The 26,679-nt window shown below is 67.1% G+C and carries 24 protein-coding genes, 1 tRNA gene and 1 pseudogene; 6 read left to right on the forward strand and 20 right to left on the reverse strand.

All coding sequences use genetic code 11. The annotated features are described in order from the left end of the window. The 8 genes and pseudogenes from QM619_RS02770 to QM619_RS02805 form a co-directional block, all read right to left on the reverse strand. The coding region (locus tag QM619_RS02770; RefSeq protein ID WP_415104079.1) for a class I SAM-dependent DNA methyltransferase at nt 1-3,376 on the reverse strand (3,376 nt) is incomplete at its 3' end. Beyond that, nucleotides 3,373-5,259, reverse strand: coding sequence for a C-terminal helicase domain-containing protein (locus QM619_RS02775; RefSeq protein WP_415104151.1), 1,887 nt, complete (start codon nt 5,257-5,259; stop codon nt 3,373-3,375). The genes QM619_RS02770 and QM619_RS02775, both read right to left, overlap by 4 nt. Nucleotides 5,260-5,325: 66 nt before the next feature. Beyond that, nucleotides 5,326-6,213: pseudogene (locus QM619_RS02780) on the reverse strand (DEAD/DEAH box helicase); the annotation flags it as partial. Nucleotides 6,214-6,845: 632 nt separating this feature from the next. Further along, on the reverse strand, nt 6,846-7,166 hold the full coding sequence (locus QM619_RS02785) for a hypothetical protein (protein WP_415104081.1): 321 nt from the start codon (nt 7,164-7,166) through the stop codon (nt 6,846-6,848). A 92-nt stretch (nt 7,167-7,258) separates the two neighbouring features. Beyond that, nucleotides 7,259-7,576 (reverse strand): type II toxin-antitoxin system RelE/ParE family toxin, encoded by a 318-nt coding sequence (locus tag QM619_RS02790; RefSeq protein ID WP_415104083.1) that lies wholly within the window; start codon nt 7,574-7,576, stop codon nt 7,259-7,261. Continuing rightward, a complete protein-coding gene (locus tag QM619_RS02795) occupies nt 7,573-7,809 on the reverse strand; it encodes an addiction module protein (protein WP_415104085.1) in 237 nt (78 codons plus the stop codon). Before QM619_RS02795 ends, QM619_RS02790 begins: the two co-directional genes overlap by 4 nt. Before the next feature lie 74 nt (nt 7,810-7,883). Continuing rightward, nucleotides 7,884-8,549, reverse strand: coding sequence for a relaxase domain-containing protein (locus QM619_RS02800; RefSeq protein ID WP_415104087.1), 666 nt, complete (start codon nt 8,547-8,549; stop codon nt 7,884-7,886). A gap of 9 nt (nt 8,550-8,558) precedes the next feature. Continuing rightward, complete coding sequence (locus QM619_RS02805) at nt 8,559-8,738, reverse strand: hypothetical protein (RefSeq protein ID WP_415104089.1); 180 nt, start codon at nt 8,736-8,738, stop codon at nt 8,559-8,561. Between the two features lie 349 nt (nt 8,739-9,087). Here QM619_RS02805 and QM619_RS02810 point away from each other — a divergent pair, with 349 nt between their 5' ends. Beyond that, entirely contained in the window at nt 9,088-9,807 is a 720-nt protein-coding gene (locus tag QM619_RS02810) for a hypothetical protein (protein WP_415104091.1), read from the forward strand. Nucleotides 9,808-9,905: 98 nt separating this feature from the next. On the opposite strand, the gene QM619_RS02815 is transcribed toward QM619_RS02810, so the two are convergent. The 4 genes from QM619_RS02815 to QM619_RS02830 all read right to left on the reverse strand — a co-directional run bounded on the left by QM619_RS02815 (nt 9,906) and on the right by QM619_RS02830 (nt 12,349). Then, the gene (locus tag QM619_RS02815; RefSeq protein ID WP_415104093.1) at nt 9,906-10,577 is read right to left on the reverse strand and encodes a hypothetical protein; all 672 of its coding nucleotides are present in this window, start codon (nt 10,575-10,577) and stop codon (nt 9,906-9,908) included. Between the two features lie 79 nt (nt 10,578-10,656). Beyond that, a complete protein-coding gene (locus QM619_RS02820) occupies nt 10,657-11,697 on the reverse strand; it encodes a tyrosine-type recombinase/integrase (RefSeq protein ID WP_415104095.1) in 1,041 nt (346 codons plus the stop codon). A gap of 165 nt (nt 11,698-11,862) precedes the next feature. Further along, on the reverse strand, nt 11,863-12,093 hold the full coding sequence (locus tag QM619_RS02825; RefSeq protein WP_415104097.1) for a helix-turn-helix domain-containing protein: 231 nt from the start codon (nt 12,091-12,093) through the stop codon (nt 11,863-11,865). Nucleotides 12,094-12,275: 182 nt separating this feature from the next. After that, a tRNA-Met gene (locus QM619_RS02830) sits at nt 12,276-12,349 on the reverse strand. Between the two features lie 147 nt (nt 12,350-12,496). Between QM619_RS02830 and QM619_RS02835 the strand changes: the two genes are divergently transcribed. From QM619_RS02835 to QM619_RS02855, 5 genes are read left to right on the forward strand one after another with little or no spacing between them, the layout of a single operon-like run. Further along, nucleotides 12,497-14,023 (forward strand): ABC transporter substrate-binding protein, encoded by a 1,527-nt coding sequence (locus QM619_RS02835; RefSeq protein ID WP_415104099.1) that lies wholly within the window; start codon nt 12,497-12,499, stop codon nt 14,021-14,023. 10 nt (nt 14,024-14,033) lie between these two features. Next, nucleotides 14,034-14,993 carry an ABC transporter permease gene (locus QM619_RS02840; RefSeq protein WP_415104101.1) on the forward strand — a complete coding sequence of 320 codons (960 nt, stop codon included), beginning with the start codon at nt 14,034-14,036 and terminating at the stop codon, nt 14,991-14,993. Continuing rightward, on the forward strand, nt 14,990-15,802 hold the full coding sequence (locus QM619_RS02845) for an ABC transporter permease (protein WP_415104103.1): 813 nt from the start codon (nt 14,990-14,992) through the stop codon (nt 15,800-15,802). Before QM619_RS02840 ends, QM619_RS02845 begins: the two co-directional genes overlap by 4 nt. Beyond that, nucleotides 15,799-16,632, forward strand: coding sequence for an ABC transporter ATP-binding protein (locus tag QM619_RS02850; protein ID WP_415104105.1), 834 nt, complete (start codon nt 15,799-15,801; stop codon nt 16,630-16,632). Before QM619_RS02845 ends, QM619_RS02850 begins: the two co-directional genes overlap by 4 nt. Continuing rightward, the gene (locus QM619_RS02855) at nt 16,629-17,435 is read left to right on the forward strand and encodes an ABC transporter ATP-binding protein (protein WP_415104107.1); all 807 of its coding nucleotides are present in this window, start codon (nt 16,629-16,631) and stop codon (nt 17,433-17,435) included. The genes QM619_RS02850 and QM619_RS02855 overlap by 4 nt, the downstream gene beginning before the upstream one ends. 27 nt (nt 17,436-17,462) lie before the next feature. Here QM619_RS02855 and QM619_RS02860 read toward each other — a convergent pair whose 3' ends face one another. The 8 genes from QM619_RS02860 to QM619_RS02895 form a co-directional block, all read right to left on the reverse strand. Continuing rightward, the gene (locus QM619_RS02860; RefSeq protein ID WP_415104109.1) at nt 17,463-18,710 is read right to left on the reverse strand and encodes a type II toxin-antitoxin system HipA family toxin; all 1,248 of its coding nucleotides are present in this window, start codon (nt 18,708-18,710) and stop codon (nt 17,463-17,465) included. Next, a complete protein-coding gene (locus QM619_RS02865; RefSeq protein ID WP_415104111.1) occupies nt 18,707-20,395 on the reverse strand; it encodes a DUF262 domain-containing protein in 1,689 nt (562 codons plus the stop codon). Before QM619_RS02865 ends, QM619_RS02860 begins: the two co-directional genes overlap by 4 nt. A gap of 113 nt (nt 20,396-20,508) precedes the next feature. Then, on the reverse strand, nt 20,509-22,134 hold the full coding sequence (locus QM619_RS02870) for a DHA2 family efflux MFS transporter permease subunit (protein WP_415104113.1): 1,626 nt from the start codon (nt 22,132-22,134) through the stop codon (nt 20,509-20,511). Continuing rightward, the gene (locus QM619_RS02875) at nt 22,131-22,751 is read right to left on the reverse strand and encodes a PadR family transcriptional regulator (protein ID WP_415104115.1); all 621 of its coding nucleotides are present in this window, start codon (nt 22,749-22,751) and stop codon (nt 22,131-22,133) included. Before QM619_RS02875 ends, QM619_RS02870 begins: the two co-directional genes overlap by 4 nt. Before the next feature lie 155 nt (nt 22,752-22,906). Continuing rightward, nucleotides 22,907-23,695 carry an inositol monophosphatase family protein gene (locus QM619_RS02880; RefSeq protein WP_415104117.1) on the reverse strand — a complete coding sequence of 263 codons (789 nt, stop codon included), beginning with the start codon at nt 23,693-23,695 and terminating at the stop codon, nt 22,907-22,909. 56 nt (nt 23,696-23,751) lie between these two features. Beyond that, nucleotides 23,752-24,762, reverse strand: coding sequence for a ribosome small subunit-dependent GTPase A (gene rsgA, locus QM619_RS02885; RefSeq protein WP_415104119.1), 1,011 nt, complete (start codon nt 24,760-24,762; stop codon nt 23,752-23,754). Continuing rightward, nucleotides 24,759-26,024 carry a 3-phosphoshikimate 1-carboxyvinyltransferase gene (gene aroA / locus QM619_RS02890; RefSeq protein ID WP_415104121.1) on the reverse strand — a complete coding sequence of 422 codons (1,266 nt, stop codon included), beginning with the start codon at nt 26,022-26,024 and terminating at the stop codon, nt 24,759-24,761. The genes rsgA and aroA overlap by 4 nt, the downstream gene beginning before the upstream one ends. Beyond that, nucleotides 26,021-26,632 carry a DoxX family protein gene (locus QM619_RS02895; RefSeq protein WP_415104123.1) on the reverse strand — a complete coding sequence of 204 codons (612 nt, stop codon included), beginning with the start codon at nt 26,630-26,632 and terminating at the stop codon, nt 26,021-26,023. The genes aroA and QM619_RS02895 overlap by 4 nt, the downstream gene beginning before the upstream one ends. Nucleotides 26,633-26,679: the final 47 nt, after the last annotated feature.

Genomic DNA, 26,679 nt, shown 5'->3' on the forward strand with positions numbered 1-26,679 from the left:
GGCTGGCGTGGGGACGGAGGTCCCACTTGCCGTCGTCGTCCTTCAGGCCGGGCTCAGTTCCTGAACCATCATGTTTGAGCGACCGCTCGACCGTGTCCGGATGGTACAGCGACGTCGCCTGAAGGAACCCAGGTTCGCCGCCGTCCGCGTAGACGTGCACGCCGTAGCTCACGAGGTGATGGACCTCGAAGAGCGACAGTTCGTTGATGAACTGCCAGTGTCGACGGAGCCGCCGGTAGGTCGCCGAGCGCAACAGCCCGGCCTTCTCGTCGGTGAAGTGGGTCTCCGGGTGGATGAGGCCGACCGAACCTGTTGGTTTGGCGTGCCGCCAGGTTTGCTCCATGAAGCAGCGGTAGAGGTCGGGCTGAAGGCCGACGAGGTGCGCGTACTGAGCACCGTCGCCGAGGAAGGCCGCAATCGACGCAACGTCAGCGGTGCCGTCGAGCAGCAGTTCCCGAGTGCCAGGGATGGCGAGTGCGGCCTCGCGGTGCGCCTTGTCCTCGGTCGCGGTCGACTTGGACTTGAGTTGCCACCACGGGTCGGCCTCGGCGAGTAGTGCCTCGACATCGGAACGTGGGCGGACCCAGGGCGGGTTTCCGACCTGGAGGTCGAAGCCGCCTCGCGAGAAGACCGGGGCGAAGTCGAGCTCCCAGTGGAAGAAGCCCTGCTGCGCTGCGACCCGCTCGGCAGCAGCCACCCAAGGGTGGTCTTCGAGAATCTTTGCGACGTCGCTGACCATCGCGAAGCCCAGGTCGCTCTCTTCGGCAACATCGAGGTCGTCCCAGCTCGCAGCAGATGCCAGGGACAACTGACCGACGTGCTGCTTCTTGATGTTCCCGACTCGGCCGAGGAGCTTCTGGAGCGCCTCGATCCATTCGTCGAAGGACGGCGGTGCAGTCTCCTCCGTCAGCGGCCAGAACCACATGGCGCACCAGGCATCCATGACGCGACGTAGGCGACGGTAGGCGCCGTTCGGGTTCGCGAGGCTCTCTTCGATCTGCTCGCGAGTGACGGCGCCACCAACTGGTAGGCCATCTGCGCCCCAGACGTCGATCGAGCGTCGTACCTCGCTCTCCGCGATCGAGAGCCGACGCCATGTGAGTTGCCAGAGCGCTTCGACGCGGCGGCCGAGGCCGACGAGGGTGTCGACCTGTGTCTTGGTCGGCTGAACGAGCACCTGCTTGCGCCACTGCTTCAGCTTCGCCAGCGCTTCGGGGGCGAGTTCCTTGGCCTCCTTGGCGTTGATCGCTGATCCCCAGCCTTCGGCTGGCAGCAAGAAGTGGTGGACGCTGCCGCTCGCTGCACCGTCCCGTCCTTCGGTCACGTCGTCGGGAAGGTCAGTGATCGGGACATCGTTCGGGACGGCCTTCAACCATGCGCGCTTCTTCTCGACCTGGTGGCGCGGATAGACGGCGTGGCGCGCGCCGATCAGCGAGTTGCCGCGACGGAGGTGGAGGCCGAACCAGGGTGCTTGCAGGCCCGCCATCATGGTGTCGAGCCAGAGCGAGATTTCGGCCAGTTCGACGGCGGTGGAGTTGAGGTCCACGCCGTAGACGTTGTGGAGCGCGAGGTACGCCTTCACCTTCTGGAGTTCCTTCGGGTACTCCTCCGGGTCGACTCGCTCGCCCAGCTCGTCTTGGCGACGGGCGAGGTACTCGGCTGCCAGTTGCCGCACGGCTTCGATGGCGAACGCGCCCGACCCGAGTGCGGGCTCGCAGACCGTCATGGACAAAATGTCAGAAGCCGAGGTTGGTGTGTCGTCCTGGTCGAGCAGCTCTTCGAGTGCCTGGCTGACTGTGAACCTCGTCAGCACCTCCGGCGTGTAGTACGAGGCCGACTGTTGGCGCTCGCGACCAGCGAGTCGGAACACGAAGGAGCCGGTCTTGTGGAGCACCGGCTTGCTCTCGCTGGTGATCGGGTCCTCGTAGCGGACGAAGTCCTTGTCGTCGATGCCGCTGGCCCGATCGACGGGAACCAGCCACGAGCCCTTCGACCCGTCTCCACCCTTCGCGACCTCGTACAGGTCGGTTTCGGCAAACCGTCCTGTGTAGGACATCAGGCCCTCGTAGACCGCGCCGAGTTGGTTGATGCCGAGTTCGGCGTACGAGATGAATCCTCGATCGCTGCCGCGCTTCTCCTTGCTGAGGAGCAGGTGCTGGAGGACGCGCTGGAGTTCAACGTTGCTGAGCTTGACCTCGTCGATCAGCGTGGTGGCTTCGGGGCGAAACAGGTCGGCCTTGAGGGACCGGAAGGTGAGGGCTTGCAGGAGACCCTCGTCCTGCTCGGCTTCCGTCGGTGTGTAGCCCTGGTCCACAAGCTTGAACAGAACCGACAGCGACTCGTAGAGGTGGGAGCCGGTCTCGGCTTGCGGCGAGGTTAGCGGTGTCTGGATCAGGTCACGGAGCCGGTCGAGGCTGTAGCCCTGCTCGTACTCCGGTGCACCTGTCGGGAGCACGGCGAGTTCTGGTGATGCCTCGGCGTAGAGCAGGAACAGAATTCGGTAGAGGAACCGCAACGACTGCTTCGCGAGCGGCTGCGCCTCGCTCTCGGGGAGCGGTGGAAGTCCCTTGGCTGCGCGTCGGGTCACCACGTCGTTCGCGATGATCTCGATGGAGAGGCGCACACCCTCACGGAGGTCCTGGGAGACCCCGACGGTGTGGTTGATCGACTCTTCGAGGACGTTGTGCCACCAGATGTTGCCCTCGGGGTCCGGTGCCAACGACTCGGCGGAGACACACGTCAGGGCGGTGTCGGTCTCGCCGCCCTTCTTGTCGTCGTTTCGTTCGCTGACAAGTTGGAGGTCAATAGCGAGGTAGCGGCCCTCCGGCCAGCGCTCGCGTTCGGCTACGAGCGCGATCCGTCCTGCGAGCACGAGTGCGAAGTCGGGGGCGTCATCCTCGACGAACAGTGCCGACAGCAGTCGGGAGACTGAGTGAATCTGGGTGGAGTCGTCAACGTCGTACGGCTCGGCAAGCGTCGCGACGTCCTTCTCCAATAAGTCGTCAGCGGTTTCGACGGGCGCGGCGGCGACAAGCACGACGCCCGGGCCGTCCGTCAGGCTCACCTGCCGGACGAAGGTCACCGGACCGGCCACCGTGCTGGTCAGGCCAAGTGCGTTGTATCCAAGAACGTCGATCAGGTCCTTGCGGATCTCGCCGGACAGGTCAGGGTCGTCGTTGAGTGAGGCCAGCCGCGACAGGAGCGAGCCGCGTGCCGCGGTGAACCGGGAACGAACCGAGCCCGCGTCCTTCTGCTCGTCCCACACCTTGCGGCGCGCGAGCACCTGGGCCTTGAAAGACTGGCGCGTCGCGTCAGTGGTGAAGTAGTGCTCGCTGATCCAGTCCTCACCGATCAGAATCGCGTCGCTCACGCTCACTTGGCACCTTCCTTCGGCACAACGACCAGCAACGGGCGAACCAACCGCTGATCGGGAAGCAGGGACTCGGCGATCTCCTTCTCACCGACCACCAGAGAGCGACGCTCCCTGACTTCAGAACGCTGCACGAGCGCATCGGCCTCGTCGTCCCACTTGTTGACGCGGGCTGCCCATGCCTCGACGCGAGCGCGAGTGTCCTTCTCGGCCGCATCGACGACAGCCGAGAGGGTCTTGCGGGCTTGGCGGACGGCCGGCGCGACGTACTTCGTCAGGCGATCAAGGTCTTTGGGCGAACCGGAGTTGACGTGATTGCTGGCGATGCCGAGAGCCTCCAGTGCGCTTCTCAGGCTCGGATGCGGCTCACTCAAGGCGAGTTGGTCCGGCCCGCCACCCACAAACTTCGTCAGCAGGAACGATGAGGCGACGACCTGACCACGTCGGTTGCTCAGCGTCCCGTGTAGAAGGACGGAGACCTCGTCTACTGGTCCGTGGACTGCAAACACCTGGTTGCGGCCGAGTTGGGCAAGCGCACGGTCTGCCGCCCACTCCAGCACGGGGTGGAGTGGTGAGAGATAGTGAGCCTCGGGCCACAGCGTGTGCTGACCAGCCCCGCGAGCTGCCTCCAATGATGCCTGCCCACGACCGAGCGTCGTCGCGAGGCGGAGCCGCTCTGTGACCTCACGGTCCTTGATGTACGACTGCGGCAACACTTCCAGCCGCCTGCGCAGATCGGGCGACGGGGCAAGGTCGGCGATCTGATGGGTCGGTTCTTCCCTCCAGGAGACGCCGTCGGGCCACGGAAGGCCGGGAGTCTCCAGTACTTCGTTGAGGGTGTCCTTGAGGAAGTCGAGGTCCGCGTCGTAAACCGTGGTCGGGCCGTCGCTGACCGACTGTCCGCCGCCGTCCTCGACGTCGCCGATGAGTCGTGCAAAGAGGTCGTCGAAGCTATCGCCAGCACCGACCTGGCTGACTTCTTTGACGGTGTCCTCGAAGCTCTGCTGGCCAGCGAGCACCTTGCGGATCTCGTCCTCTTCGGTCTTCACATCGTGCTTGCCCATCAGCGACGCAGAGTCGCCGAGAGCCTTGTGAGCCTCATGCTCGCGTTCCATCAGTCGGGTCAACACGCGGAGGTCGCCGAGCGAGTTTTCGATGTCAGGGTCGAGAAGCAGCGTGGTGATGCGTGGCTGGTGCTTCTGCCCGTAGCGGTCGACGCGGCCGTTGCGCTGTTGGATGCGGATGAGAGACCACGGAATGTCGTAGTGAATCAGGTTATGGCACTGAAGGTGGAGGTTGACACCCTCAGAGGCGACATCGCCGGTGACCAGAATGCGGATGGATGAAGACTCCAACTTGAAGGACTCGACGACGGCCTGCTGGTCAGTGTCGGTCAGGCCACCGTGCAGCACCTCAACCTCGTCCGCCTTGAAGCCGAAGTCCTTGCAGAGCTTCTCGCGAAGGAAGTGAAGCGTCGGCACGCGCTCGGCGAACACAACGGCGCGCATCGCCTTACGCTTGCCGACTCCGATGTCGGACAGATGCGCACGCAGTGCGTCGTATTTCGCCGTCGGCTCAGTCAGGCCGCGCTGGGCCAACTCCTCCAGCCTCTTGAGGGCAGCCTCCTCAACCTGTTCTGCGGCGGACAAGTCGTGGCCGAGGCGCTTGCGTCGCTCGGAAGCCGAAACGAGCAGCGCGGCCGGTGACGACAGGAACGCCTTGACCAGCGTCCACGGGAACAGTGACGAGTTCGGCCCAGAGTAGGGGCTCTTGCCACTCGACGGGTGGAGCCACACCTCGTCGAGCTCGTGGGCGATCTCGTTCTCGATGGCGGACGCCTTGATGATCTGGTTGTCCGGCGGTAGGCGTTCGGCCCAATCACCGCCCACGTAGCTGGCGACCTCTTCGCTGTGGCGGTGCCGCCGAATGACGAGGCGCTGGACTTGCTCTTCGACCAGATCGCCGTCGGGAGTGACCGCGCTGGGCTCCAACATCCGAATCAGCTCTGCGAAGGATTCCTTGCGGCCGTTGTGCGGAGTCGCCGAAGCAAGGATCAGAGCGTCGGTGCGGCTGGACAGCAGACGGGCAAGGCGGTTGTTCTGCGAGGCTCCGGTGACGTTGTGGCTCTCGTCGATAACAACCGCATCCCAGTGCTGCTTGCGCAGGTGGCTGATGTAGCGGTTGCTCTTGAGCGTGTCGATCGAAATGACAACGCGCTTGAAGTAGGCGAACGGGTTACGATTGCCGGGCAGTTTCTGGCGGATGCGCTGGATGCCGAGCGAGTCGAGGCGGACGAACGGCAGTGCAAAGCGAGTCCACATCTCGAACTGCATCTGCTCCAGGACGTGCCTTGGCGTGACGATCAAGATGCGCTCGCCGCGCCCACGCCGGACAAGTTCGGAGAGGATCATCCCGATCTCCAGCGTCTTGCCGAGACCGACCGCATCGGCGAGCAGGATGCGAGGACGGAGGTTATCGGGAGCGAGTGCCTTGCGCACCGCTGCGAGTTGGTACGGGAGGCTGTCAGCGAGCCCCTGTGTCGCGACCGTCAGCGCCGGGTCGGTGATCGGAACAGCCGTCTTGCGAGCCATCGCTTCGAGCCAGAGCCTCGACCGACGGTGACCCGGCGACTCGTCGGCGACAACCTTCGCCTCAGCGGGATCGAGCAGTTGGATCTCGTCCAAGGCCGTCGAGAAGGTCGCCGACGTGTCCCTGACCAACTCCGAGACGCCTTGGACGGTTACGAACCACTCGCCATCGCTCGCGCGCTCGGCGCGCGTGACCAGCCACTCCTCGTCGCGGATGAGCAACACGGAGCCTGGAGCTGGAAGCGTGTCGCCCATTCGACTCATTGGTGTCGCTCTCTCGAAGGTGTCCTGCAAGTACAAGGACAAACCTATCGACGGTGGCCGACGTAATCCTGCGAGACCACGCCTTTCGCCCTGTGGTCACATGCTGAGATGACGGCGTATGGGGTTTCGTTGCCGTTCGTCATTGGTTGTCGACGGTTGTATTTGACTGTCATCGAACGTTGCTGAAAACCCTTGCAGGGCAGGAGATTTGGCGCTTGACAACCGCTTCGATGAGGCGCGCCTTCGATGTATGGGTGTCTCCATGACCACCGCTCCCTCGGCTCGGGCCGGGGTCAACGGGGCCGCCGAATCGGCGGCCCCGTTGGGGATGTCTCTGGTGGTGGTGACTCACCACCACCGAAGTTCTCACGAGCGTCCTTGACGGTGGTGCGGACTCCGCACCACCGGGTCAGATGGAACGGTCCCGTCGATTCGGCGGAACCGTTCGGTGGTGAGGACTCCTCACCACCGTCGGCTGGCCCGGCGCGATCGATTCGAGCGAACCGTCTGAATCACGTTTCCGCAAGTCGTAACGGCTCCGCCGAGTCGGCGGAACCGTTGGTGGGGCCGAATCGGCACCACCGTGAGCAGTCTCCTCATGACCGAATGACTGCCGCACGTCGCTACAGCCGGGCGCGTTCGGCATTGACCTCGGCGACCGGGCCGTGGGCGACGAGCCCGGCGACGTCCTCGCGTGCTGCGGTGGTCGCTACCACGAGTCCTCGGTCGGCAGGGTCACGGGTGAGGGCTTCGGTGAACTGCTCCTTTGCGTGGTCCATGTCAGCGGCGACGATGTGGAGCAGGTTCGCATGGCGTCCTCGGGTCATGCCGACGTAGACCCCAGCGGCATCGAGGGCATCGGACAGGACCGTGTGGGAGACATCGACGGTCGCTCCTTGGACTCCGTAGGCGGTGACCGCATAGCCGAGGTTCTGCAAACGCACTCACCTGTGATCGTGCGCGTCTGCGCGGTTCCAGTGTATCGGTGACTCGTGGCGCTTGCCGAAGCTCTGGCTGCGGCGATGCTGCCTGCTGTTCAGTCGTTCAGTCGGTGGAGCCAGTAGCCCGGCTCTCGGCGCTCGTGCGCGTAGGCGAGGATCAGGATCGTGTCCGGCTCGACCGTGTAGACGATGCGGTACGGGTATCCGCGAATAGCCTTGCTGCGGATCACGGTGCCATCGTCAGCGGTCGTGAATGGTGGGGCGGCGTTCGGCCACTGGTCGAGGTCTTTCCGGGCTTGCCGCGCTCGGTCGATCAGGGCAAGACCGATCCGTGGTTCCTGCTCTTCGTACCAGCGCACGGCGGCGTCGAACTCCGCGACGGCCTCGGGGTGTTCCCGCTGGGGGCGGGTCATGCGGTGAGCGAGGCCCGCAAACGCTCGTAGTGCTCGTCAGCATCCACTAGCTCGACCGTACCTTCACGCACCTCGGCCAGTCGCCGGGTGGCCTCGGCACGCCAGGCCGCATCGACCTCGCTCGCGTCGCCTGCATCATGGAGGCTTTCGAGCAGGGCGTTAGCGACGACCGCGCGCTGATCGGCGTCGAGCGCGAGGCCGTCTCGGATCAGAGTGGCGGTGTCGGGTGTCATGTCTTCGAGTGTACGTCGAACGGCCGACAATCGCCCTGGCGTCTGTGTCTCGGGTTGCGGCTCTGCTGTGAACGTCACGCCGACGCGACATGCTGCATCCTCGCCGACAATGTCGGGCCAGGTGTCTCACCGGGATGCGCCGTCTCCCACTCGGCCTCCATGCGTTCCAGGTTGCGTCTGATCTGGGCCGACCGCTTCGACATGACGGCGTTGAACGGCTCCAACTCGACCACCTCCCCGGATACGGGGTCGAGGGTCAGGCCATGCTCGGAGAGCGTGGCGGCGAGCTGTAGGTGTGCGGCGATCACCGCCGTGCCGAGGGCACGGATCGCTCCCTGCTGCTGGAACAGTGCTGCGGTGGTCAATGCCCGCCACTTCCCGCCCGCCCACACCCTCGTACCGATCTGGAAGTGGACATGCCGGTGGGGATCACCAGCACGCGAGGTCTTGTGCGTGATCGCCACGGTCTGCATGTGCTCGACCGGCAGCACCTCCTGCGCGCCGCGCGGCCCCGCCAACGTGACCGAATGCAGGCCGAGGAACCGTTGAATCTCCCGCGCCGCATCCCGCTGCGCTACATCGAGGGCGTCGGACACGTCGGGGTGGAGTGCAGCGGCGACAGACAGCGACTTGGGGGCGTTGATGACCATCTCTGCGAACAACGGCGAGCCCCGACGCACCGCGCCAGGCTTACGCGGGATGCTCATCGACTCCCCGGTCTCTGGGTTCACCCAATCCACCCACGCCTCCTACTCGTCGGCGGTCAGGGAGCGGGTGGCGGTGACTTCGCCGGTCGCGTCGATCACGGCGTACTCGGCCACTGCGTCGTCTGCGCCGAGGTAGTACTCGTCAGCACGGGAGCGATCGGCCTCGACATAGGCACGGGCGGCAGCACCGCTGCCGTGAAACAAGCGCACGCCGCCTTTCACGCTGGCCTCCCTCACGAGTCGTCTCGTGAGGGAGGTGCGCACTACGGCCCGCCGGTAGCATGCGTCCATTCAATTCATTCATTCATTCAATTCATTCATTCATTCAATTCATTCATTCGTTTTGGGGTCGGCGGAGCCGAGGACGGGCGTAGAGCGGTGCGGCGCCGGCGATAGGCAGTGGCGCGAGTGCGAGGTTCAGCGCGATCGGAAGTGGCGAGTTCGCGGAGACGAACAGCGGGGTTGGTCAAGGCTTAGCTGCTCTCCGCAGCAGCTAAGGACGTTTCTCGTATCTTGATGTACCCTGATCGTAGGGATGTTTCCCGTATCGTCTTGCAGGAATGAGGTTGCCATGCCCACGATCACTCGTGACCGCGCCACGGCCGCGCAGGAGCGCGACCGCATCATGGGCTCACGCAATGGGTTCTGGCGGCCCTCGGATCTTGCGACGTCCGGTTCGACGACGCTGCACTTGCTGGCCGACCTGGTGGAGGCTGGTGAGCTTCGCCGTATCCGTCGCGGTCTCTACTGGCGCGGGAACAAGACTCCGCTGGGGATGAGCTATCCCCGGACAGAGTTGGTGATCGCCGAACTCGCCCCCGGACCGGGGGTGGGGCCGACAGGCTTGGATGCGTCCAATCGTCTCCGGGTATCGACTCAGGTGCCCCGCAAGGCACACATCGCGGTGCCGCACCGCGCACCAGAGTCCACCTACGACATCGACTTCTATGCGCGACCGGCGCGCCGCGCCCGCGTGGAGGCCGAGCTTGGCTCGGGTGAGGTGGCGTTGCTCGAAGCCCTCGACCAGTGGGAGCGCACAGTCGAGGTGCCTCCGGCCGAGGCGTGGGAGCGGTTCCGTGAACTGATCCGCAACGGGCAGTTGCGTGCCGACCGTCTGGCGCGCGGTTCGCAGACTGAGCCGGGCAAGGTGCGGGCACGGTTGCGGGCGCTCTTGGAGTCTCTCGGTGAGCACGCCCTCGCCGAGCAGATTCCGATGCCTGACCGTCGCACCACCGACAGCGCTCTGGCGATTCTCACGAGTGCCGCCGATGGACAGCAGCTTGAGCCGTGATCTATCCTTGTGTCAGCAAGGCTTCGACTTCTTGCCTTCGGGTTCGTGAGTCAGGTTGGCCCCCGGTGTAGCTACGGCAGCCGGGGGTTGCTTCTTTCTCAGTCGAGTTGGATGACATGGGTCAGTTCCTCGATCTCGCCGAACAGTTCGTCGCGCCGAAACAGCAACTTCTGCCGGTAAGCGCTGCACACGAGGTCGGGCAGCCACAGCAGGTGCTCTGAGCCGGGCGAGACTGACGCCAGTGCCATCGACTCGCTGATCGCCTTGTCGGCGATGAGATGCTTCCTGACCGAGCGGTCGAAGTTGTTCTTACGGGCCTCGCGCTGCTCCTCGATCACGGCAAGGTTGACCGGCGGGTGCGATCCGAACTCGGCGGTGTGCACCGCAGTCAGGAGCCGACCGAGGACGGCTCCACGGGCCTGGGTGCCGTCCTCGTCTTCCGCGTCCAGGGCGACTTTGTCGACGATGACGCAGGTCTCGTCAGGGATGCGGAATGTCCGGAGTAGCGACCGGGCGTGTTCGCGCCCTTCCTCGGTGCGCAGTTCGTCAGTGGTGTGCCACCAGCCATCTGGCACGAGCGAGTCGAGCTCGTCGCGCAGCGGGTCACGGTCCTCGTGGAGAACGACCACCGCTGCCATGACGTAGAAGCGCCGGCGGCCGTCCTGCTCGACGTGATAGGTCTCGTCGAGGAACGCGACCGGGCCGGTGCCCACGCGGGTGTAGTGGGTCTTGAGGACGTTGACTTGACCTGGCCCTGCGGGCGGACTCATGAAACTCCGATCATGTGTGTCGTGCTTTCCCGGACGATTCGTGCCGGGAACGGCACCACCCGCGAACTGCTACCTCCCATCATGCCGTGTGCCCCCGACGCTCCTTGGGAGCGAGGGCTTCGAGAAGCTCGGCCGTCACCGGGTTCACGGTCTCGTCGGGCTCGATGTAGTGCTGCTTGGTGATCTTCGAGGACGTGTGACCGAGCATGTCTGCCGCGAGGTCGGCGCCGCTGGCTCGATCCAAGACCGTGGCCACGGTGCGGCGGAAGGCGTGGGGCGTGACACCTTCGATGCCTGCTTCCTCCAGGATGGTCCGGAGGCGGCGGCGTACGTTGTTCGTCGTCAAGGGCGTGTGGTTGCGGCTGAAGAACAGCAGATGGTCCCCCGGCTCGTCGGCAAGCACCACCAGTCGCTGACGGATGACCTCGGCGGTGAAGCTGGGCACCGACACCACACGAGTCGACTTCTCCGTCTTCGGATGTGCCTGCCGGTAGGTCGGCTTGCCTGTCGGGGAGATGATCGTTCCGCAGATGCGCACCCGTGCCGGGGTCACCGTGACGTCGACGTCGCACTTGCGGATCGCCAGCACTTCCCCGATGCGGCCCGAGGTGCCGAGCATGACCTCGATGATCTGCTCCAACTGCCCGTCCGGCTTCGGCCCCGACAAACCCGTACCGCGTCGCCAACCTCGGACAGCAGCCCTGATCGCGTCCACCTGGGCGGACGTGAGTGCCATCGCCTGTGACGGCGGTTTGTGCAGCACCGCGATGCTGCGCACCGGGTTCTCCCGCAAGGCGTCGTACCTGACTGCCAGCCCCAGCGCGAGGCTCAGCACGGTGCGGGCCTGTTTGGCCATGCTGTAGGACTTGTTCGCCGCGAGCGCCTTGATGAACTGGTCGACCTTGCGCACCGTGATCTCCCGCAACAGCAGATGCTCGAACGCGGGCATGACGAGTTGCCGCATGTTCCGCTCATACAAGCCCCGCGTGCTCACCGCGAGCCTTCCGGTCAGATCGAGGTCGGCGAGCCACACCTCCACGAGACGACCGAAGGTGCTGTCCGCCGACAGGTCGCGGCTCCCGGCCGAGAACTTGTCCCGGTGGGTCAGCTTCTTCTTCAACGCCCGCTCCGCGGCGGTGCGGGTGTCGCCGGTGGCTTGGACGAGCCGGAGTTGCCCGTCGTCGTCGCGGAACCTCACCCGGGCTTTGACCTTGCCGTTGTGGGCGGTGATGTAGGTGAACTGGCCGAAGGTGCCGACATCGGTGCGTGGACGTGCCGTCTCAGATCACCGGCCCTCGCGTGGCTGGCCGGGCCGGACCTCGCGCTGGGCGTCGATCCAAGCCAGCACGTCGGCTTGGGTGAACTTCACATGGCGTCCAACACGGACGCCGCACGCACGCTTGCCGCCCACGCGCCAGTCGTAGATCGTCGCGACGGGCACGCCGAGAAACTCGGCAAGGTCCTCGATACTCATCAGCGGAACAAGGCCGCTGGCCGGTTGCAGTGTCGTCTTCATGCCAGACAGGTGCGCCGGGCAAACCGCCCGGCTCCGAAACGTCCCGAGACGCTCCATGCCCGCGTCCCGAAGGGGACGCCGCGCACACCTGTCGTACGAGTAAGTGATGACTATGTGATGACCGAGTCAAGTCTAGAAAGCTTTCAGGCTCGGTTCCCAGCGGGAACCGAGCCTGAAATTCGTAGCGGGGACAGGATTTGAACCTGTGACCTCTGGGTTATGAGCCCAGCGAGCTACCGAGCTGCTCCACCCCGCGTCGCTCGATCAACTATAGGGGAGACCTCCACCAGACCCAAATCGGCCAGCATCGAGGCGGACGCGGCACCGGGGCGCGGGGGCGCTGCTCGGCTAGACTTCCGGCGATCCGCTGCCCCGGCCGGGGGCAGGGCTACGAGGAGGGCCGATGGTCTCCAGCACGACCACTGCAACCGCGCGACGCCGGGGATGGCGTTGGGCGGCACTGTTCGTCACTGTGGCACTGCTGTCCGGCTGTATGGCCCAGCAACCCACGAACTCGCCGCCGCAGGCGGCGCACACCCTGGTGGTCGGTGCGACCCTCGAGCCGCCGACGATGAACCCGAGCGCCTCGGCGGCGGCGTCCATTCCGCAGGTGCTGCTCTACAACGTCTACGAGACGCTGGTGAAGATGGACGCCGCGGGCGACCTCAGGCCGTGGCTGGCGCAGGAGTGGGACGTCAGCGCGAACGGTCTCGTCTACACCTTCCGGCTCAACCCGGCCGCGCACTTCGCCAGCGGCAAGCCGGTCAACGCCCAGGCGGTGGTGACCAGTTTCAACCGGATCAAGACCGACCCGACCATCGTGTCGTCCCTGGTCGATCAGATGGCGGTGGTGAAGTCCACCGAGGCGGTCGACGATCAGACCGTCAAGGTCACCCTCAACCAGCCCTCCAACCTGTGGCTGTACGACATCAGCTCGACCGCGGGCATCATCTACGACCCGGCCGGCCTGGCGGCCCTCGACACGACGCCCGCCGGATCCGGCCCTTTCGTGCTGCAGAGCGTGAACAAGGGCCAGAGCGTCGTCCTGGCTGCGAACACGTCCTACTGGGGGACGCCGCCGCGCCTGGATTCGGTCACCTTCCGGTTTTTGGACGCCAACGCGATGAACGCCGCCATGCTGGCCGGTGACATCGACGTCATCTCGAACCTGCAGGCTCCGGACGCCGTCGACCAGTTCAGCGACACCAGTCGGTTCACCGTCATCGATGGCACCACCACCGGCGAGGTGGTGATGGCGCTGAACAACGCCCGTCCGGTGTTCCAGGACGTCCGGGTGCGAAAGGCCATCTCGATGGCGATCGACAAGAGGTCGCTGCTCGACACGGTCTGGAACGGCAAGGGGACGCTGATCGGCTCGATGGCGGTGCCCACCGACCCGTGGTACGAGGACCTGACCTCGATCAACGCCTACAACCAGGCGGAGGCCAAGAAGCTGCTGGCCGAGGCGAAGGCCACCAACCTGTCGCTCAAGCTGCGGGTGCCGACCCTTCCCTATGCGACCAAGAGCGCGCAGTTCGTCGAGAGCGCGCTGCGCCAGATCGGCGTCAAGGTGACCGTGGACGAGCTCGCCTTCGAGACCTGGCTGGACGACGTGCACAACGGCGGCAACTACGACATGTCCATCGTCGCCCATGTCGAGGCCCGCGACCTGCGCCGGTTCACCGACCCCGATTACTACTTCCACTACGACAATCCCACCTTCAACAAGCAGTTCCAGGCCGCCGACGAGGCGGCTGCGGACGACCTGGTGCCGCTGATGCGCAAGGCCGTCCGGACGCTGGCTCAGGACGCCGCGGCGGTCTGGCTGTTCGACCTGCCCAATCTGGTGATCACCAAGAACACGGTCACCGGCGTCCCGCAGAACGCGGCCGCGCTTAGCTTCGACCTGACCACGATCGCCAACCGCTGACGAGCCCTCCGTGCCGATCCTGGCCTTCCTCGGGCGACGGCTCGCGATCTTCGCGGTGAGCCTGTTGGGCGCGTCCCTGCTGGTCTTCATGGTCTGCTCGGCGCTGCCCGGTCAAGTGGCCGCGATCATGCTCGGCGAGGGCGCCACACAGGCTCAGATCGATGCTTTGACGGCGCAACTCGGGCTCGACCGGCCGTGGCCGCAGCGGTACCTGGAGTGGCTCGGCGGCATGCTGCACGGCGACTTCGGCTACTCCTACTTCGACCGGCGGAGCGTGATCGAACTGATGGCGCCGCGGATCGCGGTCACCTGGTGGCTGGTGGTCTTCTCACTGCTGCTGTCGATCGCGGTGGCCATTCCGGTCGGCATGCTGGCCGCCATGAAGCGCCGGTCGTGGCAGGGCTTCGTCGCCTCGACACTGTCCCAGCTCGGCATGGCCGTTCCGGCGTTCTGGGCGGCGATCGTGCTGGTGCTGATCTTCGCGGTCGGCCTGCGCTGGTTGCCGGCCAACGGATATGTGCCGCTCACCGTCAACCCGGTGCAATGGGCGTCCCATCTGGTGTTGCCGGTGGTGTCGCTGGCGATCGTGCAGTCGGCGGTGCTGGTGCGCTACGTCCGGTCCGCCTTCATCGAGGTGCTCAGCGAGGACTACTACCGCACCGCGCGGGCGGTCGGCTGGCGTCCGTTCCCGGCGCTGCTGCGGCACGGACTGCGGAACGCTGCGTTGTCGCTGGTCACCGTCGTCGGGCTGCAGCTGTCCGCTGTCCTGGTCGGCGCGATCGTGATCGAGCAGGTGTTCGCGCTGCCGGGCCTCGGCAGCCAGCTGTTGGCCGCGGTGTCCCAGCGCGACCTGATGATCGTGCAGGGCGTGGTGATGTTCCTGGCGGCCTCGGTGCTGCTGATCAACTTCCTGGTCGACCTGTCGTACGCCTGGATCGATCCGCGGCTGCGGACGGAGCGGGCGCGATGAGGCGGGCCGGTCTGTGGCTCGGTGCCGCCCTGGTCGGCGCCGTGCTGGCGATGGCCGTCGTCTCGCTGGTCTGGACGCCGTTCGACCCGACCCTGGTCACGCCGGGCCAGCGCCTGCAAGGCCCCAGCGCCCAGCACTTGCTCGGCACCGACGGCATGGGCATCGACGTCTTCAGCCGTATCCTGATCGGTGCGCAGACCACCATCGTGGTCGGCGTGGTGTCGGTCGGCATCGCGGCGCTGCTCGGCGTCCCGCTCGGAATGCTGGCCGGACAAGGGCCGAAGTGGCTGGACGAGATCGTGATGCGGCTGACCGACGTCGCCTACGCCTTTCCCGCCCTGCTGCTGGCGATCTTGCTGGCCGCCCGGTACGGGGCCTCGCCGGTGACCGCGATGACCGCCATCGGGCTGGCCACCATTCCCAGCTTCGCGCGGGTCACACGGGCCGGCACGCTGCAGGTGATGAGCAGCGATTTCGTGCTGGCGGCCCGGTCGTCCGGCACCCGGTGGGCGGGGGTCTCGGTACGGCATGTGCTGCCCAACATCGCTCCGCTGATCGGCGTCCAGGCGTCCGTCACCTTCGCGATGGCGATCCTGGCCGAGGCCGCGCTGAGCTACCTCGGACTGTCCACCGCCGCCATCGTGCCGACCTGGGGCCGGATGCTGCGCGACGCGCAGACGGTGATGTTCAACGCGCCGCTGCAGGCGGTCTGGCCGGGCCTGGCGATCGCCGCGGCCGTGCTCGGCTTCAACCTGCTCGGCGACGGACTGCGCGATTTGCTCGATCCCCGGCTGCGGGAGGTGCGATGACTCTGCTCGAGGTCACCGACCTCTCGGTCAGCTTCGGACGCCGGCGCCGGGTCGCCGTCGAGGGCGTCTCGTTCACCCTGGACGCCGGGCAGCGGCTCGGCATCATCGGCGAATCCGGCTCGGGCAAGACGGTGACGGCGCTGGCCGTGCTGGGGTTGCTGCCGGACAACGCGCAGGTCGCCGGCTCGGTGCGGCTCGCCGGCCGAGAACTGATCGGGCTGGACGACGCGGCGCACGCCCGGCTGCGCGGCGATCTGGTGTCGATGGTCTTCCAGGAGCCGATGACGGCCCTCGACCCCACCATGAGGGTCGGACGCCAGGTCGCCGAAGTGCTCCGGCTGCACGCCTCCGAGCGCGCCGGCGCGACCAGGGCACGGGTGATCGAGATGCTCGGCCGGGTCGGCCTGGCCGACGCCGAGCGGGTGGCGGACAGCTTCCCGCATCAGCTGTCCGGCGGGCAGCGGCAGCGGTGCCTGATGGCGATGGCGCTGATCAACTCGCCCGACCTGGTGATCTGCGACGAGCCGACCACCGCGCTCGACGTCACCGTGCAGGCTCGGGTGCTGGCCCTGCTCGACGAGGTGCTGACCGCTGAGGGCGCCGCCTGCCTGTTCATCAGCCACGACCTGGCGGTGGTCTCGCACGTGTGCAGCGACGTCCTGGTGATGCTGGACGGCCGGATCGTCGAGGCCGGCCCGGTGGCGAAGCTGTTCACCGCGCCCGAACACCCCTACACGCGCGGGCTGGTCGTCACGGCCCGGATCGATCAGCTGCCGCCCGGTCAGCGGCTGCCGACCGTCGAGGACTTCTACCCGCGAGTGACACGATGAGCGCCGACAGCCCGCAGCCTGCCGACCGGCCGCTGTACCAGGTGACCGACCTGACCCGGGTCTTCGGACGCGACGGCCGCGTCCGGGCGCTGGACGGGGTGAGCCTGCAGGTGCGGGCCGGTCAGCGGCTCGGCATCGTGGGGGAGTCCGGGTCGGGCAAGTCGACCCTGATCCGGCTGATGGCCGCGCTGGACCGGCCGACGTCCGGGTCGGTGACCTTCGAGGGCCAGCAGATCAGCGGGCTGCGGGAACCCCGGCTCGGGTTCCTGCGCGCCGCCGTCCAACTGGTCTTCCAAGATCCGCGCAGTTCGCTCAACCCGCGGATGACGGTCGGCTCGATCGTCACCGAGCCGTTGCGGTCGCGGCATCTGCGCGGTGCGCTGGAACCGGTGGACGCCGGCGTCCGGCTCCGCGAGGTGCTCCAGGCCGTCGACCTGCCGGCGGACGCGGCGTCCCGGTACCCGCACGAGTTCTCCGGCGGCCAGCGCCAGCGGATCGCGATCGCCCGGGCGCTGGCGCCCGATCCGCGGGTGCTGATCGCCGACGAACCGGTCTCGGCCTTGGACGTCAGCGTCCGCGCCCAGGTGCTCAACCTGCTCGCCGACCTGGTGGCCGCCCGCGGGCTGACGTTGATCTTCGTCAGCCACGACCTGTCGGTGGTGCGACACCTGTGCGACTCGGTGGTGGTGCTGCGCGCCGGCCGGATCGAGGAGCAAGGTCCCTCCGAGCAGGTGTTCGCCCAGCCGTCCGCCGATTACACGCGTGCCTTGATCGCCGCGATCCCTCGGCTTCGGATTGGTTGACCATTCGGCTGCCTTACGGTGGCTCACTCAGCGGTCGCTTGCCCCAAGCTGTCGGGACATCCGCGCGATGCGATCGGCAATGTCGGCGCGCAGTTCGGGGAAGGACCCGAGATTTTCGTCGGCTATCCGTGGCCAGTGCGCATGGACGGAGCGCACCGTCGCCAGTGCGACCTCCGCGAGGCTGCCAGATCGGGCCAGTCTGGCGTCGAGACGGTCGAAGGACGCCAGCGACAGCGAGCCGAAGTGGCGGCGTCCGCCGAACTTCAACGCCAAGTCTTCCTCACCGCGCCCGGAGAGTTGTCGATAGTAACCGGTCGAGACCAGATCGTATGCGGGAGCGAGTTGCGGCCGGGTCGGCGTGCGGTAGATCAACGACCAGTTCTTCAGATGGGCATCGCCGTTCCCGATGAGCACTCCGAAAGTCAGTCGCCGAACGAACTCTTGCAGGTCGGCCAGTTGCCGGTTGCGATAGATCAGGGCGGCCACCGTTTCGAATGTGCCGTCGTATTTGTGTTCCGGAAAGAAATTTCGGACCTGGGCAAGATCCTCGATATGGATCAGACCGCGGGTCGCGGTGCGATCGAACCTCCGGATTGAATATGCCCACTCTTCGCCCGTGGGCCAGACCGTTTCGGGAAGTCCGTCGACTGAGTCTCGATGGACGAGTTCCACCTGCGGCACGTCGATACCTGCCAAGGCGGCCAGCCGCATCATTGCGTACTCGTTGCGCGGAACCTGTGGGAATTCACGGTCGGGCAACTTGACGATCCAGTCCCCGCGTTGGTCGGCGGCTGGCAACGTCAATCGATCGCGGTCTTGGAGCATCGAGAATTTCAAAGCGACGCCGGCCAGGGAGAACTTCCAGGTTCCGGGCGGGGAAGATCCGGCAGGGTCGCTCGTGTCCATCTCCGGCCACTGTTCGGTGTCTGCGGTAGGCGAGTCGATCTCGCGAACGCGAACGGCTCCGGGGAGGTCGTGACCGACTTGTGCCAGGAGTTCCATCTCCCGGGTAGGGGAGACTTGACGATCGCGAGCGATCCAATCGCGCAGTATGCCTTCCGGCAGAAGATTGGAGAACCATTCCGGAAGGCGCAGCGCGCGCGAATGCTTCGCGGTCAAGTCTTGTTCGAAATGCAAGCCCAGGACGGGTCGATTGGCCGAGTTCAGATAGTCTTCGTCGAAGACGAATCGGGTATGATCACCTTTCTGCGACAAGGTGCCCACACGATACTCATGGAGCCACACTCCGTAGTAGTTCTGCTGAATACCGGTCATGTCTGGTCGGCTCCGCTGAATTCCTCGTCCAAGTCGAGCAGACCGAGGTCGCCGATATCTTCATAATCCCATTCGCATTGCGTCGCGGAGAACTCATCGAGTCGTGCCGCGAGCGCCGCGTGACGCGCGTGGATGAACCCGGTGTGATCGCCGGCGTCCAGACAGGCCAACGCCTCGCCCTCTATGCCGTACGAGGCGAGTACCTGCCGCCAGTCGTCGGACGAGATGGTGAGCGGTGGCTGGGTGATCGCGGAGACCGCCTCCAGTGCTCCGTCCGGAATCGCCGGCATGAGCAGCCTATTCGCCGCCCAGTCGCGAACCGCCGGATCGAGAGCCGATCGACGAAATGCCACCTGAACGGCTGGAGCAGCGGTGTTGCCGTCGCCGATCGCCTCGGCCAGTTCTTCGCGGGTGAATGGTTCGGCCGTCGAGCAATTGCGCGGGTGCAATCGCCACCAGCTGCAGAGCACGAGCTTGGTTGCGGCGTGGTTGGTATTGAACCGGGACAGGTCGGGCAAGGCGGGCCGGGTGGTGCCGACCAATTCGAGCAGCCCCCGCAGCGACTCCTCCACCGGGCCTCGGTCTATCCGCCCGGCGAATGACCGGGTGACGCCGGTGGTGCTGCCCTTGTCGATGGACGGCCCGGCGAACGCCGCGCGCCACAGCCAGCGTTTGAGGAGCCGCTCCTGCGCGGGGGTGAGCTCCTGGTGGAGTCCGAAGAACCGCGTTAAGACGATCAGCAGGTATCGATACGGGAGCATCGAGAAGTGGGGAATACCTGATCGGATCACGAACTCGACGGCCTGTGCGAGGGCGTCGCGACCGCGGCGATATGCCTCGTCCTGGGATTCGCCGGGAAAGTCCACACGGCCGGTGCGGTCCGGATCGAACTCGTTGCGTATCTCGCGCTGGATGTCCGGGCCACGGCGAGCGAGAATGCATCGCAAGACGGTGTCGTCGTCGATCTGGCCAAAGCCCAGCCGTGCCTCGACCTCTTCGGCAACCCGCTGAATAGTCAGTTGTTGCGACGCCTGGCCATCTGTTCCCGCGGTGAGAGCTGAGAACACCTCGGCGCGAGTGAGTCGCTTCCCGGAGTTGTTCATGCGATCGAAGATGTTCTGCAGTACGGTCACGTCGTCCTGGACGACCTGGTATGCGGGAATGGAGAATTGGCGCAGGTCACGAGCCAGCCGGAACGCCGCGTCACGCCATTCGGAAACCTCCGGGTGCTCCGCAAACCAGGTGAGCACCTCGGTCAAGTCGAAGATGACCGGAATCGGAATGATCGAAGCGGACGGAATCGCGGGTAGCGGGACGATCCGATCCGAGGGCAGATCGTAGCCGACCGCGAATCGTGGATCGTGGTGGCCGTCGGGATGAAGCACGTTCGCCAGGCTGGTGACGCGTTGCTGGCCGTCGACGACCCACAGCGCCCGATCGGTCGCGGGGGCGTCCATCTGCAGGTACCCCAACCGAACCTCCTGGGCGGGAGCGGCCCGCTCCCACAACAACAGGCTCCCGATCGGATATCCGCGGTGGATGCTGTCGAAGAGTTGCAGGACGTCGTTTCGGGTCCACCGGAAGTCGCGTTGAAAATGCGGTACTCGCAACGTGCCGGCCCAGGCCAACTCGGCCAGCTCGTCCAGTCGAAACGTGCGGGCACCCGCGCGAGTGTCAGTAGGCACGGCACTTCCCTTCATCGGCTACTGACATTGTGGCCGGTGCGTCTGACATCGGACGCGGGCGACACCCGGCCTGGTCGGCAGACCGGGTCCCGGGCCATCGGCGATGGCAGGGTTCAGCGGAGTGCGCGAGACGCCGGCTCGATGGCGCGGGCCGGACGATAGGGCTGTTTGAGGCTCTGCGGGCGGCGCAGGAAGAGGACTGCCGCGACGCCGATCAACAGCACGGACGCCGGGAGCAGCGCCGATTGCGCCATGGCTGTTGAGAAGCCGTCGCGGACGAAGGCAGGCAGGGTGCCCGAACTGAAGCCGCCGCTGTGTTCGGCGGAGCCGGGCAGGTTGGCCACCAGCCGTCCTTGCATGAATGCCGCGATGGCGGCCGAACCGATCACCGAGCCGATCGTGCGGGTGGTGTTGTAGATGCCGGCGCCGGCCCCGGCCTGCCGGGGCGGCAGGTTCCGGGTCGCGGTGGTGGCCAGCGGTCCCCACATCCCCGCGCTGCCCAGGCCCATCACCGCCGAGGGGAACAGGAACATCCACGCTGAGGTGTCCGGACGCATCAACGCCGCGTACCAGAACAGCGCGCCCGCGGTCAGCAGCAGGCCCGGCACCAGCAGGAACCTCGGATCGGTGCGATCCAGCAGCCGTCCGGCGAACGGCGCCAGGACGCCGGAGAGCACCGCCATCGGCACCATCAGCAGCGCGGCCTGGGTGGGGCTGAGCCCAAGCACCAGCTGGATGAAGAACATCAGCGGCAGCGACATGCTGGTCACCGTGAAGCCGACCGTGGCGATGGCCAGGTTCGACACCGAGAAGTTGCGGTCGCCGAAGAGCTCCAACGGCACCAGCGGCTCGTTGCGGGTGCGGGCCTGCGTCCAGATGAACAGGCCGAGGACGACGACGCCGGTGACGATCATGCTCCAGACCGAGATCGGTCCCCAGATCACGCCCCAGGAATAGGCCTCGCCCTCTTGCAGGCCGAACACGATCAGGAAGAGCGCGGCCGCGCTGAGCACGACCCCCGGCAGGTCGAACCGGTGCGGATGGGTGGGCAGCTTCGGCACCAGCGCCCAGGCCAGCACGAAGCCGATCACCCCTACCGGCAGGTTGACGAAGAAGATCCACTCCCAGCCGAAGGCGTCCACCAGCAGTCCGCCGGCCAGCGGGCCGACCAGAGTCGCGACACCGGCCGTCGACCCCCACAGGCCCATCGCCGCGCCGCGGCGGTCCGGCGGGAAGGTGCGGGTGATCACCGCCATCGTCTGGGGGGTCATCATCGCGGCACCGAGGCCTTGCACGGCGCGCATCGCCACCAGCATGCCGAGCGTGCTGGACAGCCCGCAGCCCAGCGAGGCCAGGGTGAAGATCGCCAGCCCGATCAGGTAGATGGTGCGCGGTCCGAACCGGTCGCCGAGGCGTCCGGTGATCAGCAGCGGGACGGCGTAGGCGAGCAGGTAGGCGCTGGTCACCCAGACCACGTTGTCGAGGTTGTTGGTGGTCGGGTCGAGGGCCGCCTTGATGGCGGGATTCGCCACCGAGACGATCGTGGTGTCGACCAGGATCATGAAGAAGCCGACGACCAGAGCCCACAGCGCGGGCCACGGGTTGCTGGGGCCTTGGGCATGGTGGTCGTGGCCGTTCGGTGCCGGCTTTCCAGTGGGGACGGCGCTGCCGGGTTCGGCGACGCGGCGTCCGACGGTGCCAGGTTCGGGCGTTGCGGTCCGGGTTTGTTCGCTTCTCATGGCTGTGGTGCCTCTCGATGGGCGGGGCCGCTGGCCGGAACGCTGTGGTTCGGCGGGCCCCAGGCGATGGTGGTGTTGTCCAGGCGGGTGAGGAACGCCGCTGTCCAGCGCAGTTCGGCGTCCAGCAGGGCGGCCTGGCGGTCGATCTCGATCAGGTATTGCTCGGGGACCTCGCGCTGCCGTGACGCGCGCAGGCCCTCGCGGTGCATGGTGTGCTCGGCGGTCAGGGTCGCCTGGCGCGCGGTGAGCAGCTGGACGACCTCGTGGCGATCGAGGTTGTGCGCCTCGGCCAGCGCCACCCGGAACTCCGCCGGACGGTCGATGCGGACGAGTTCGCGGCGCACCCAGTCGGCCACCGCGTCTCGTCCGTCGACGGTCAGCGAATAGGTGGTGCGTTCGGGCCGGTTGCCGTCGCGGTCGGTGCCCACCTCGGCGAGCAGTCCGGCGCGGGCGAGCCGGGCAACGGTGTGGTACATCGTCCCGTTGGTGACCGGCACCAGGCGGTCTCCATGACGCTGCCGCATCAGCCGGATCATCTCGTAAGGGTGCATATCGCCCTCGCGCAGCAGCGCCAGCACCATCACCCCGAGCGGGGTGAGCCGGCAGGCGTCCTTCATGCGAGGTCCGTTCGTATATCCCGGATTGACTAGTCCATGTGGACTATAGGTCGCGAACCGTCCACACACAACCGGAGGGGGTGGTTCTCAAGGTCACTGGGGACGGTCCCTCTGGTGACCGGAAGAACCGTCCCCGGGTACGGGCTTGAAGGGGGCTATTCGGCGAGTTGGTCGACGACCGCGTCGTGCAGCAGGCCGTTGGTGGCGATCGCGCCGGGGCCGCGGGGGCCGTCCACGCCGTCCAGGTTGGTGAACCGGCCGCCGGCCTCGCGGACGATGACGTCCAGGGCGGCCATGTCGTGCAAGGCGAGCTCGGGCTCGGTGGCGATGTCGACCGCTCCCTCGGCGAGCAGCATGTAGCTCCAGAAGTCGCCGTAGGCGCGGGTCCGCCAACAGCCGCGCATCAGGTCGACGAATTGCTGACCGCGGCTGGTCGCCACCCAGCCGTGAATGGACGAGTACGACAGCGAGGCGTCCTCGATGCTGCCCACCGCGGAGACCCGGCAGGGCTGGCCCTGCAGCAGGGTCTTGCCGCAGAACGCGCCGCCACCCTCGCTCGCCCACCAGCGGCGGCCCAGGGCGGGAGCGGAGACCACGCCGACCCGGACCCGGTCCTCGACCATCAGCGCGATCAGCGTCGCCCAGACCGGGACGCCGCGGACGAAGTTGGCGGTGCCGTCGATAGGGTCGATCACCCAGCGCCGCGGCCCCCAGCCGGTGTCCTCGCGTTCCTCGCCATGGACGGCGTCGCGCGGCCGGGCGGTCTTCAGGGTGCGGCGGATGGTGTCCTCGACCGCGACGTCCGCGTCGCTGACCGGGGTGAGATCGGGCTTGGAGTCGACCTTCAGATCGAGTGCCTTGAACCTGCTCATGGTCAACGAATCGGCGTTGTCGGCCATCATGTGGGCAAGTCGAAGGTCGTCCAGGTAGCTCTGCTCCGCCATATGCCTCAACCTAGCGGTTCAGCGGCTGGCCGCGCTCGGCGACGCTCGGACGGACCTCACCCGGACGCCGGCCGCTCCAGCCAGGCGCCCTCCAGGCGGCGGAACGATTCCAGCCGCTTGGCCGCCAGCCGGCCTTCGGCGACGGCGGTGTCGAGGGCGCATTCGGGGGCGTCCGTGCCGTGCGTGCAGCCGCGGGGGCAGTCGGCGATCAGCTGGCTGAGGTCGCTGAATGCGGCGAGGATCGACTCGCGGGTGACGTGGCTCAGCCCGAACGACCGGACGCCGGGGGTGTCGATCACCCAGCCCGCATGTTCGGGCAGTTCCAGCGCGATCGCCGCGGTGGACGTGTGCCGGCCGCGTCCGGTGACCTCGTTGACCTCGCCGGTGGCCCGGTCTACCCCCGGAATCAGCGCGTTCACCAGCGTCGACTTGCCCACCCCGGAGTGCCCGATGAAGACGCTGGTGAGGTCACGCAGCAGCTCCCGCAGCGCGGTCAGATCGGCACCGGGACGCACCGTGACGACAGGGACGTCCAACGGGGCGTAGGCGGCGACCAAGTCGTCCGCCGGTGCCAGGTCTTCTTTTGTCAGGCACAGCACCGGATCGAGACCGGCGTCGTAGGCGGCCACCAGGATCCGGTCGATCATCCCGGTCCGCGGCGGCGGGTCGGCCAGCGCGGTGACGATCACCAGCTGGTCCGCGTTGGCCACGATGGGCCGTTCGAACGGGTCGGTGTCGTCGGCGGTGCGGCGCAGCACGGTGCGCCGAGGAAGCACCTCGACGATCCGGGCCAGGGTGCCTTCGGCTCCGGACAGATCGCCGACCACCGCCACCCGGTCGCCGACGATGACGCCCTTGCGGCCCAGCGCGCGGGCCTTGGTGGCGGTCAGCGCGACGTCCCCGAGCAGGCAGCGGTAGCGGCCGCGGTCGATCGTGGTCACGATCGCCTGCGGGGCGTCCGAGTAGTCGGGCCGGTCCTTGGTCCGGGGCCGGGTCCGGCGGGGCGGACGTCCGAAGCCGGCGTGATCGTCCTCGGTGATCGCCCCGCTCGGCAGCCGGCGACTCACTCGCGGCCCGCCAGGGTGGCCCACAGGCCGGGAAAATCGGGCAGCGTCTTCGTGGTGCAGCTCATGTCGGAGAGCCGCAACCCTGGGACGGCGAGGCCGAGCAGCGCCCCGGCGTGCGCCATCCGGTGGTCGGCATAGGTGTGGAAGACGCCGCCGTGCAGCGGCAGCGGCGTGACCCGCAAACCGTCCGCGGTCTGCTCGACACGTCCGCCGAGCGCGTTGATCTCGGTCTCCAGCGCGGCGAGCCGGTCGGTCTCGTGACCCCGGACGTGCGCCACGCCGCGGATGCTGCCCGGTGCGTCCGCCACCGCCAGCAGTGCTGTGGCGATGCAGGTGAGCTCGCTGGCCGCCGACAGGTCCAGGTCGGCGCCGCGGACGACGCCCTCACCGGACACGCTGACCGACTCCGGGTCGCGCCGGACGGTGCCGCCCAGAGCGGCCAGCACCTGGAGAATCGTGTCGGCCGCCTGCACGGTGTGCCGCGGCCAGGCGGTGGTCACCTCGCCGCCGACCAGCAGCGGGGCCGCCAGGAAGGTGGCGGCGTTGATCAGGTCGGGTTCGATGGCCTCGTCGCGGGCGGAGATCGGGCCGGGAGCCACCTGCCACCGGTCGGCGCCTTCGCTCGCATCGATCCGGACGCCGCGGTCGCGCAGCATCGCCACGGTCAGCCCGATGTGCGGCCGGGACGGCAACGTGCCGCCGGCGTGGCTGAGGTCGAGGCCGCCGTCGAAACGGGCACCGGCCAGCAGCAGACCGGAGACGAATTGGCTCGATCCGGACGCGTCGATGCGCACCCGCCCACCGGGCACGGCCCCGGTGCCATGCACGGCGAACGGCAGCGCCTGCGGATGCTCCACCCGGACGCCGGCCTGCATCAACCCATCCAGCAGCGGCGCCACCGGACGCAGCCGCGCCTGGGGATCGCCGTCGAAGCGGCTAGGTCCGTCGGCGAGCGCGGCAACCGGCGGCAGGAACCGCATCAGCGTGCCGGCCAGGCCCACCTCGACATCGGCGGCAGTGAACGTCGTGGGCGGTTCGACCCGGACCAGATCGGTGCCGAGGTCGACGAACCCCACGCCCAGCGAGGTCAGCGCGGCCCGCATCAGCCGGGTGTCACGGGCGTCCAGGACGCCGCTCAGCATGCTCGGCGCGTCCGCCAGAGCGGCGAGCAGGTAGCTGCGCGCGGTGGCCGACTTGGAGCCGGGGACGACGATGCTGGCCCGCAGCGGCCCAGAACGTTCTGGAGCCGCCAGCGGGGTCACTTCAGGGCACCTTCGATCGTCTTGGTGGCCTTGTTCGCGACCTTCTTGGCTTTGCGGGCGGCCCGCTTGCCCTCGCGGGCCAGGCTGGCCTTGGCGTGGGCGGCCTCGCGCGAAATGGTTGCGCGGGTGTGCTCGGCCTCGCGTCCGAGCAACTCGGCCCGGTTCTTGGTCCGCCAGGCCAGGTCGGGCCGGCCCTCGGTGTCCTGCGCGGCGAGCAGAACCCCGCCGGTCAGGGCGATGTCGCGCAGGAAGGTGTCCTTGCCGGCCCCGGCCTCGTCGGATTCGCCGGTGAACGGGTTGCTGGCCAGCAGCTGCGGCGCCATGCTCACCGCGAGTACGACCGCGCCGAGCCGGCGTCCGATCCCGGTGGCCAGGCTCAGCCCGCCCACCACCTGGGCGAACCCGGTCAGCCGGACCAGGCCCCTGGCGTCCTCGGGCAGGTAGGCGACGGCCTGCCGCGGAAGCGTCTTCTCCGCCAGCGGCAGGAAGGTCTTCGCGAGCGGCTCGGTCGGGCCAACCCAGGGCTCCGGATCACGCATCGCCTTGACACCGTTGACGACAAAGAAGCTGGCCAGCATCGTGCGGGCCGCGAAGCGCAGCAGACTCATGCTCTATGTCTAGCGCCTGGCCGGCTTTTGGCCAAGCGCTTTCGTCT

Origin of the sequence: Micropruina sp., from assembly GCF_047606665.1 — a bacterium.
Classification (GTDB): Bacteria; Actinomycetota; Actinomycetes; order Propionibacteriales; family Propionibacteriaceae; genus Micropruina.

Excerpts from the sequence above, each read along its gene's own strand:
- QM619_RS02790 (WP_415104083.1), bottom strand. The coding sequence starts at position 7,576 with ATGACCCGCCCCCAGCGGGAACACCCCGAGGCCGTCGCGGAGTTCGAC.
- QM619_RS02795 (WP_415104085.1), bottom strand. The coding sequence starts at position 7,809 with ATGACACCCGACACCGCCACTCTGATCCGAGACGGCCTCGCGCTCGAC.
- QM619_RS02810 (WP_415104091.1), top strand. The coding sequence starts at position 9,088 with ATGCCCACGATCACTCGTGACCGCGCCACGGCCGCGCAGGAGCGCGAC.
- QM619_RS02815 (WP_415104093.1), bottom strand. The coding sequence starts at position 10,577 with ATGAGTCCGCCCGCAGGGCCAGGTCAAGTCAACGTCCTCAAGACCCAC.
- QM619_RS02825 (WP_415104097.1), bottom strand. The coding sequence starts at position 12,093 with ATGAAGACGACACTGCAACCGGCCAGCGGCCTTGTTCCGCTGATGAGT.
- QM619_RS02835 (WP_415104099.1), top strand. The coding sequence starts at position 12,497 with ATGGTCTCCAGCACGACCACTGCAACCGCGCGACGCCGGGGATGGCGT.
- QM619_RS02845 (WP_415104103.1), top strand. The coding sequence starts at position 14,990 with ATGAGGCGGGCCGGTCTGTGGCTCGGTGCCGCCCTGGTCGGCGCCGTG.
- QM619_RS02850 (WP_415104105.1), top strand. The coding sequence starts at position 15,799 with ATGACTCTGCTCGAGGTCACCGACCTCTCGGTCAGCTTCGGACGCCGG.
- QM619_RS02855 (WP_415104107.1), top strand. The coding sequence starts at position 16,629 with ATGAGCGCCGACAGCCCGCAGCCTGCCGACCGGCCGCTGTACCAGGTG.
- QM619_RS02860 (WP_415104109.1), bottom strand. The coding sequence starts at position 18,710 with ATGACCGGTATTCAGCAGAACTACTACGGAGTGTGGCTCCATGAGTAT.
- QM619_RS02870 (WP_415104113.1), bottom strand. The coding sequence starts at position 22,134 with ATGAGAAGCGAACAAACCCGGACCGCAACGCCCGAACCTGGCACCGTC.
- QM619_RS02875 (WP_415104115.1), bottom strand. The coding sequence starts at position 22,751 with ATGAAGGACGCCTGCCGGCTCACCCCGCTCGGGGTGATGGTGCTGGCG.
- QM619_RS02880 (WP_415104117.1), bottom strand. The coding sequence starts at position 23,695 with ATGGCGGAGCAGAGCTACCTGGACGACCTTCGACTTGCCCACATGATG.
- QM619_RS02895 (WP_415104123.1), bottom strand. The coding sequence starts at position 26,632 with ATGAGTCTGCTGCGCTTCGCGGCCCGCACGATGCTGGCCAGCTTCTTT.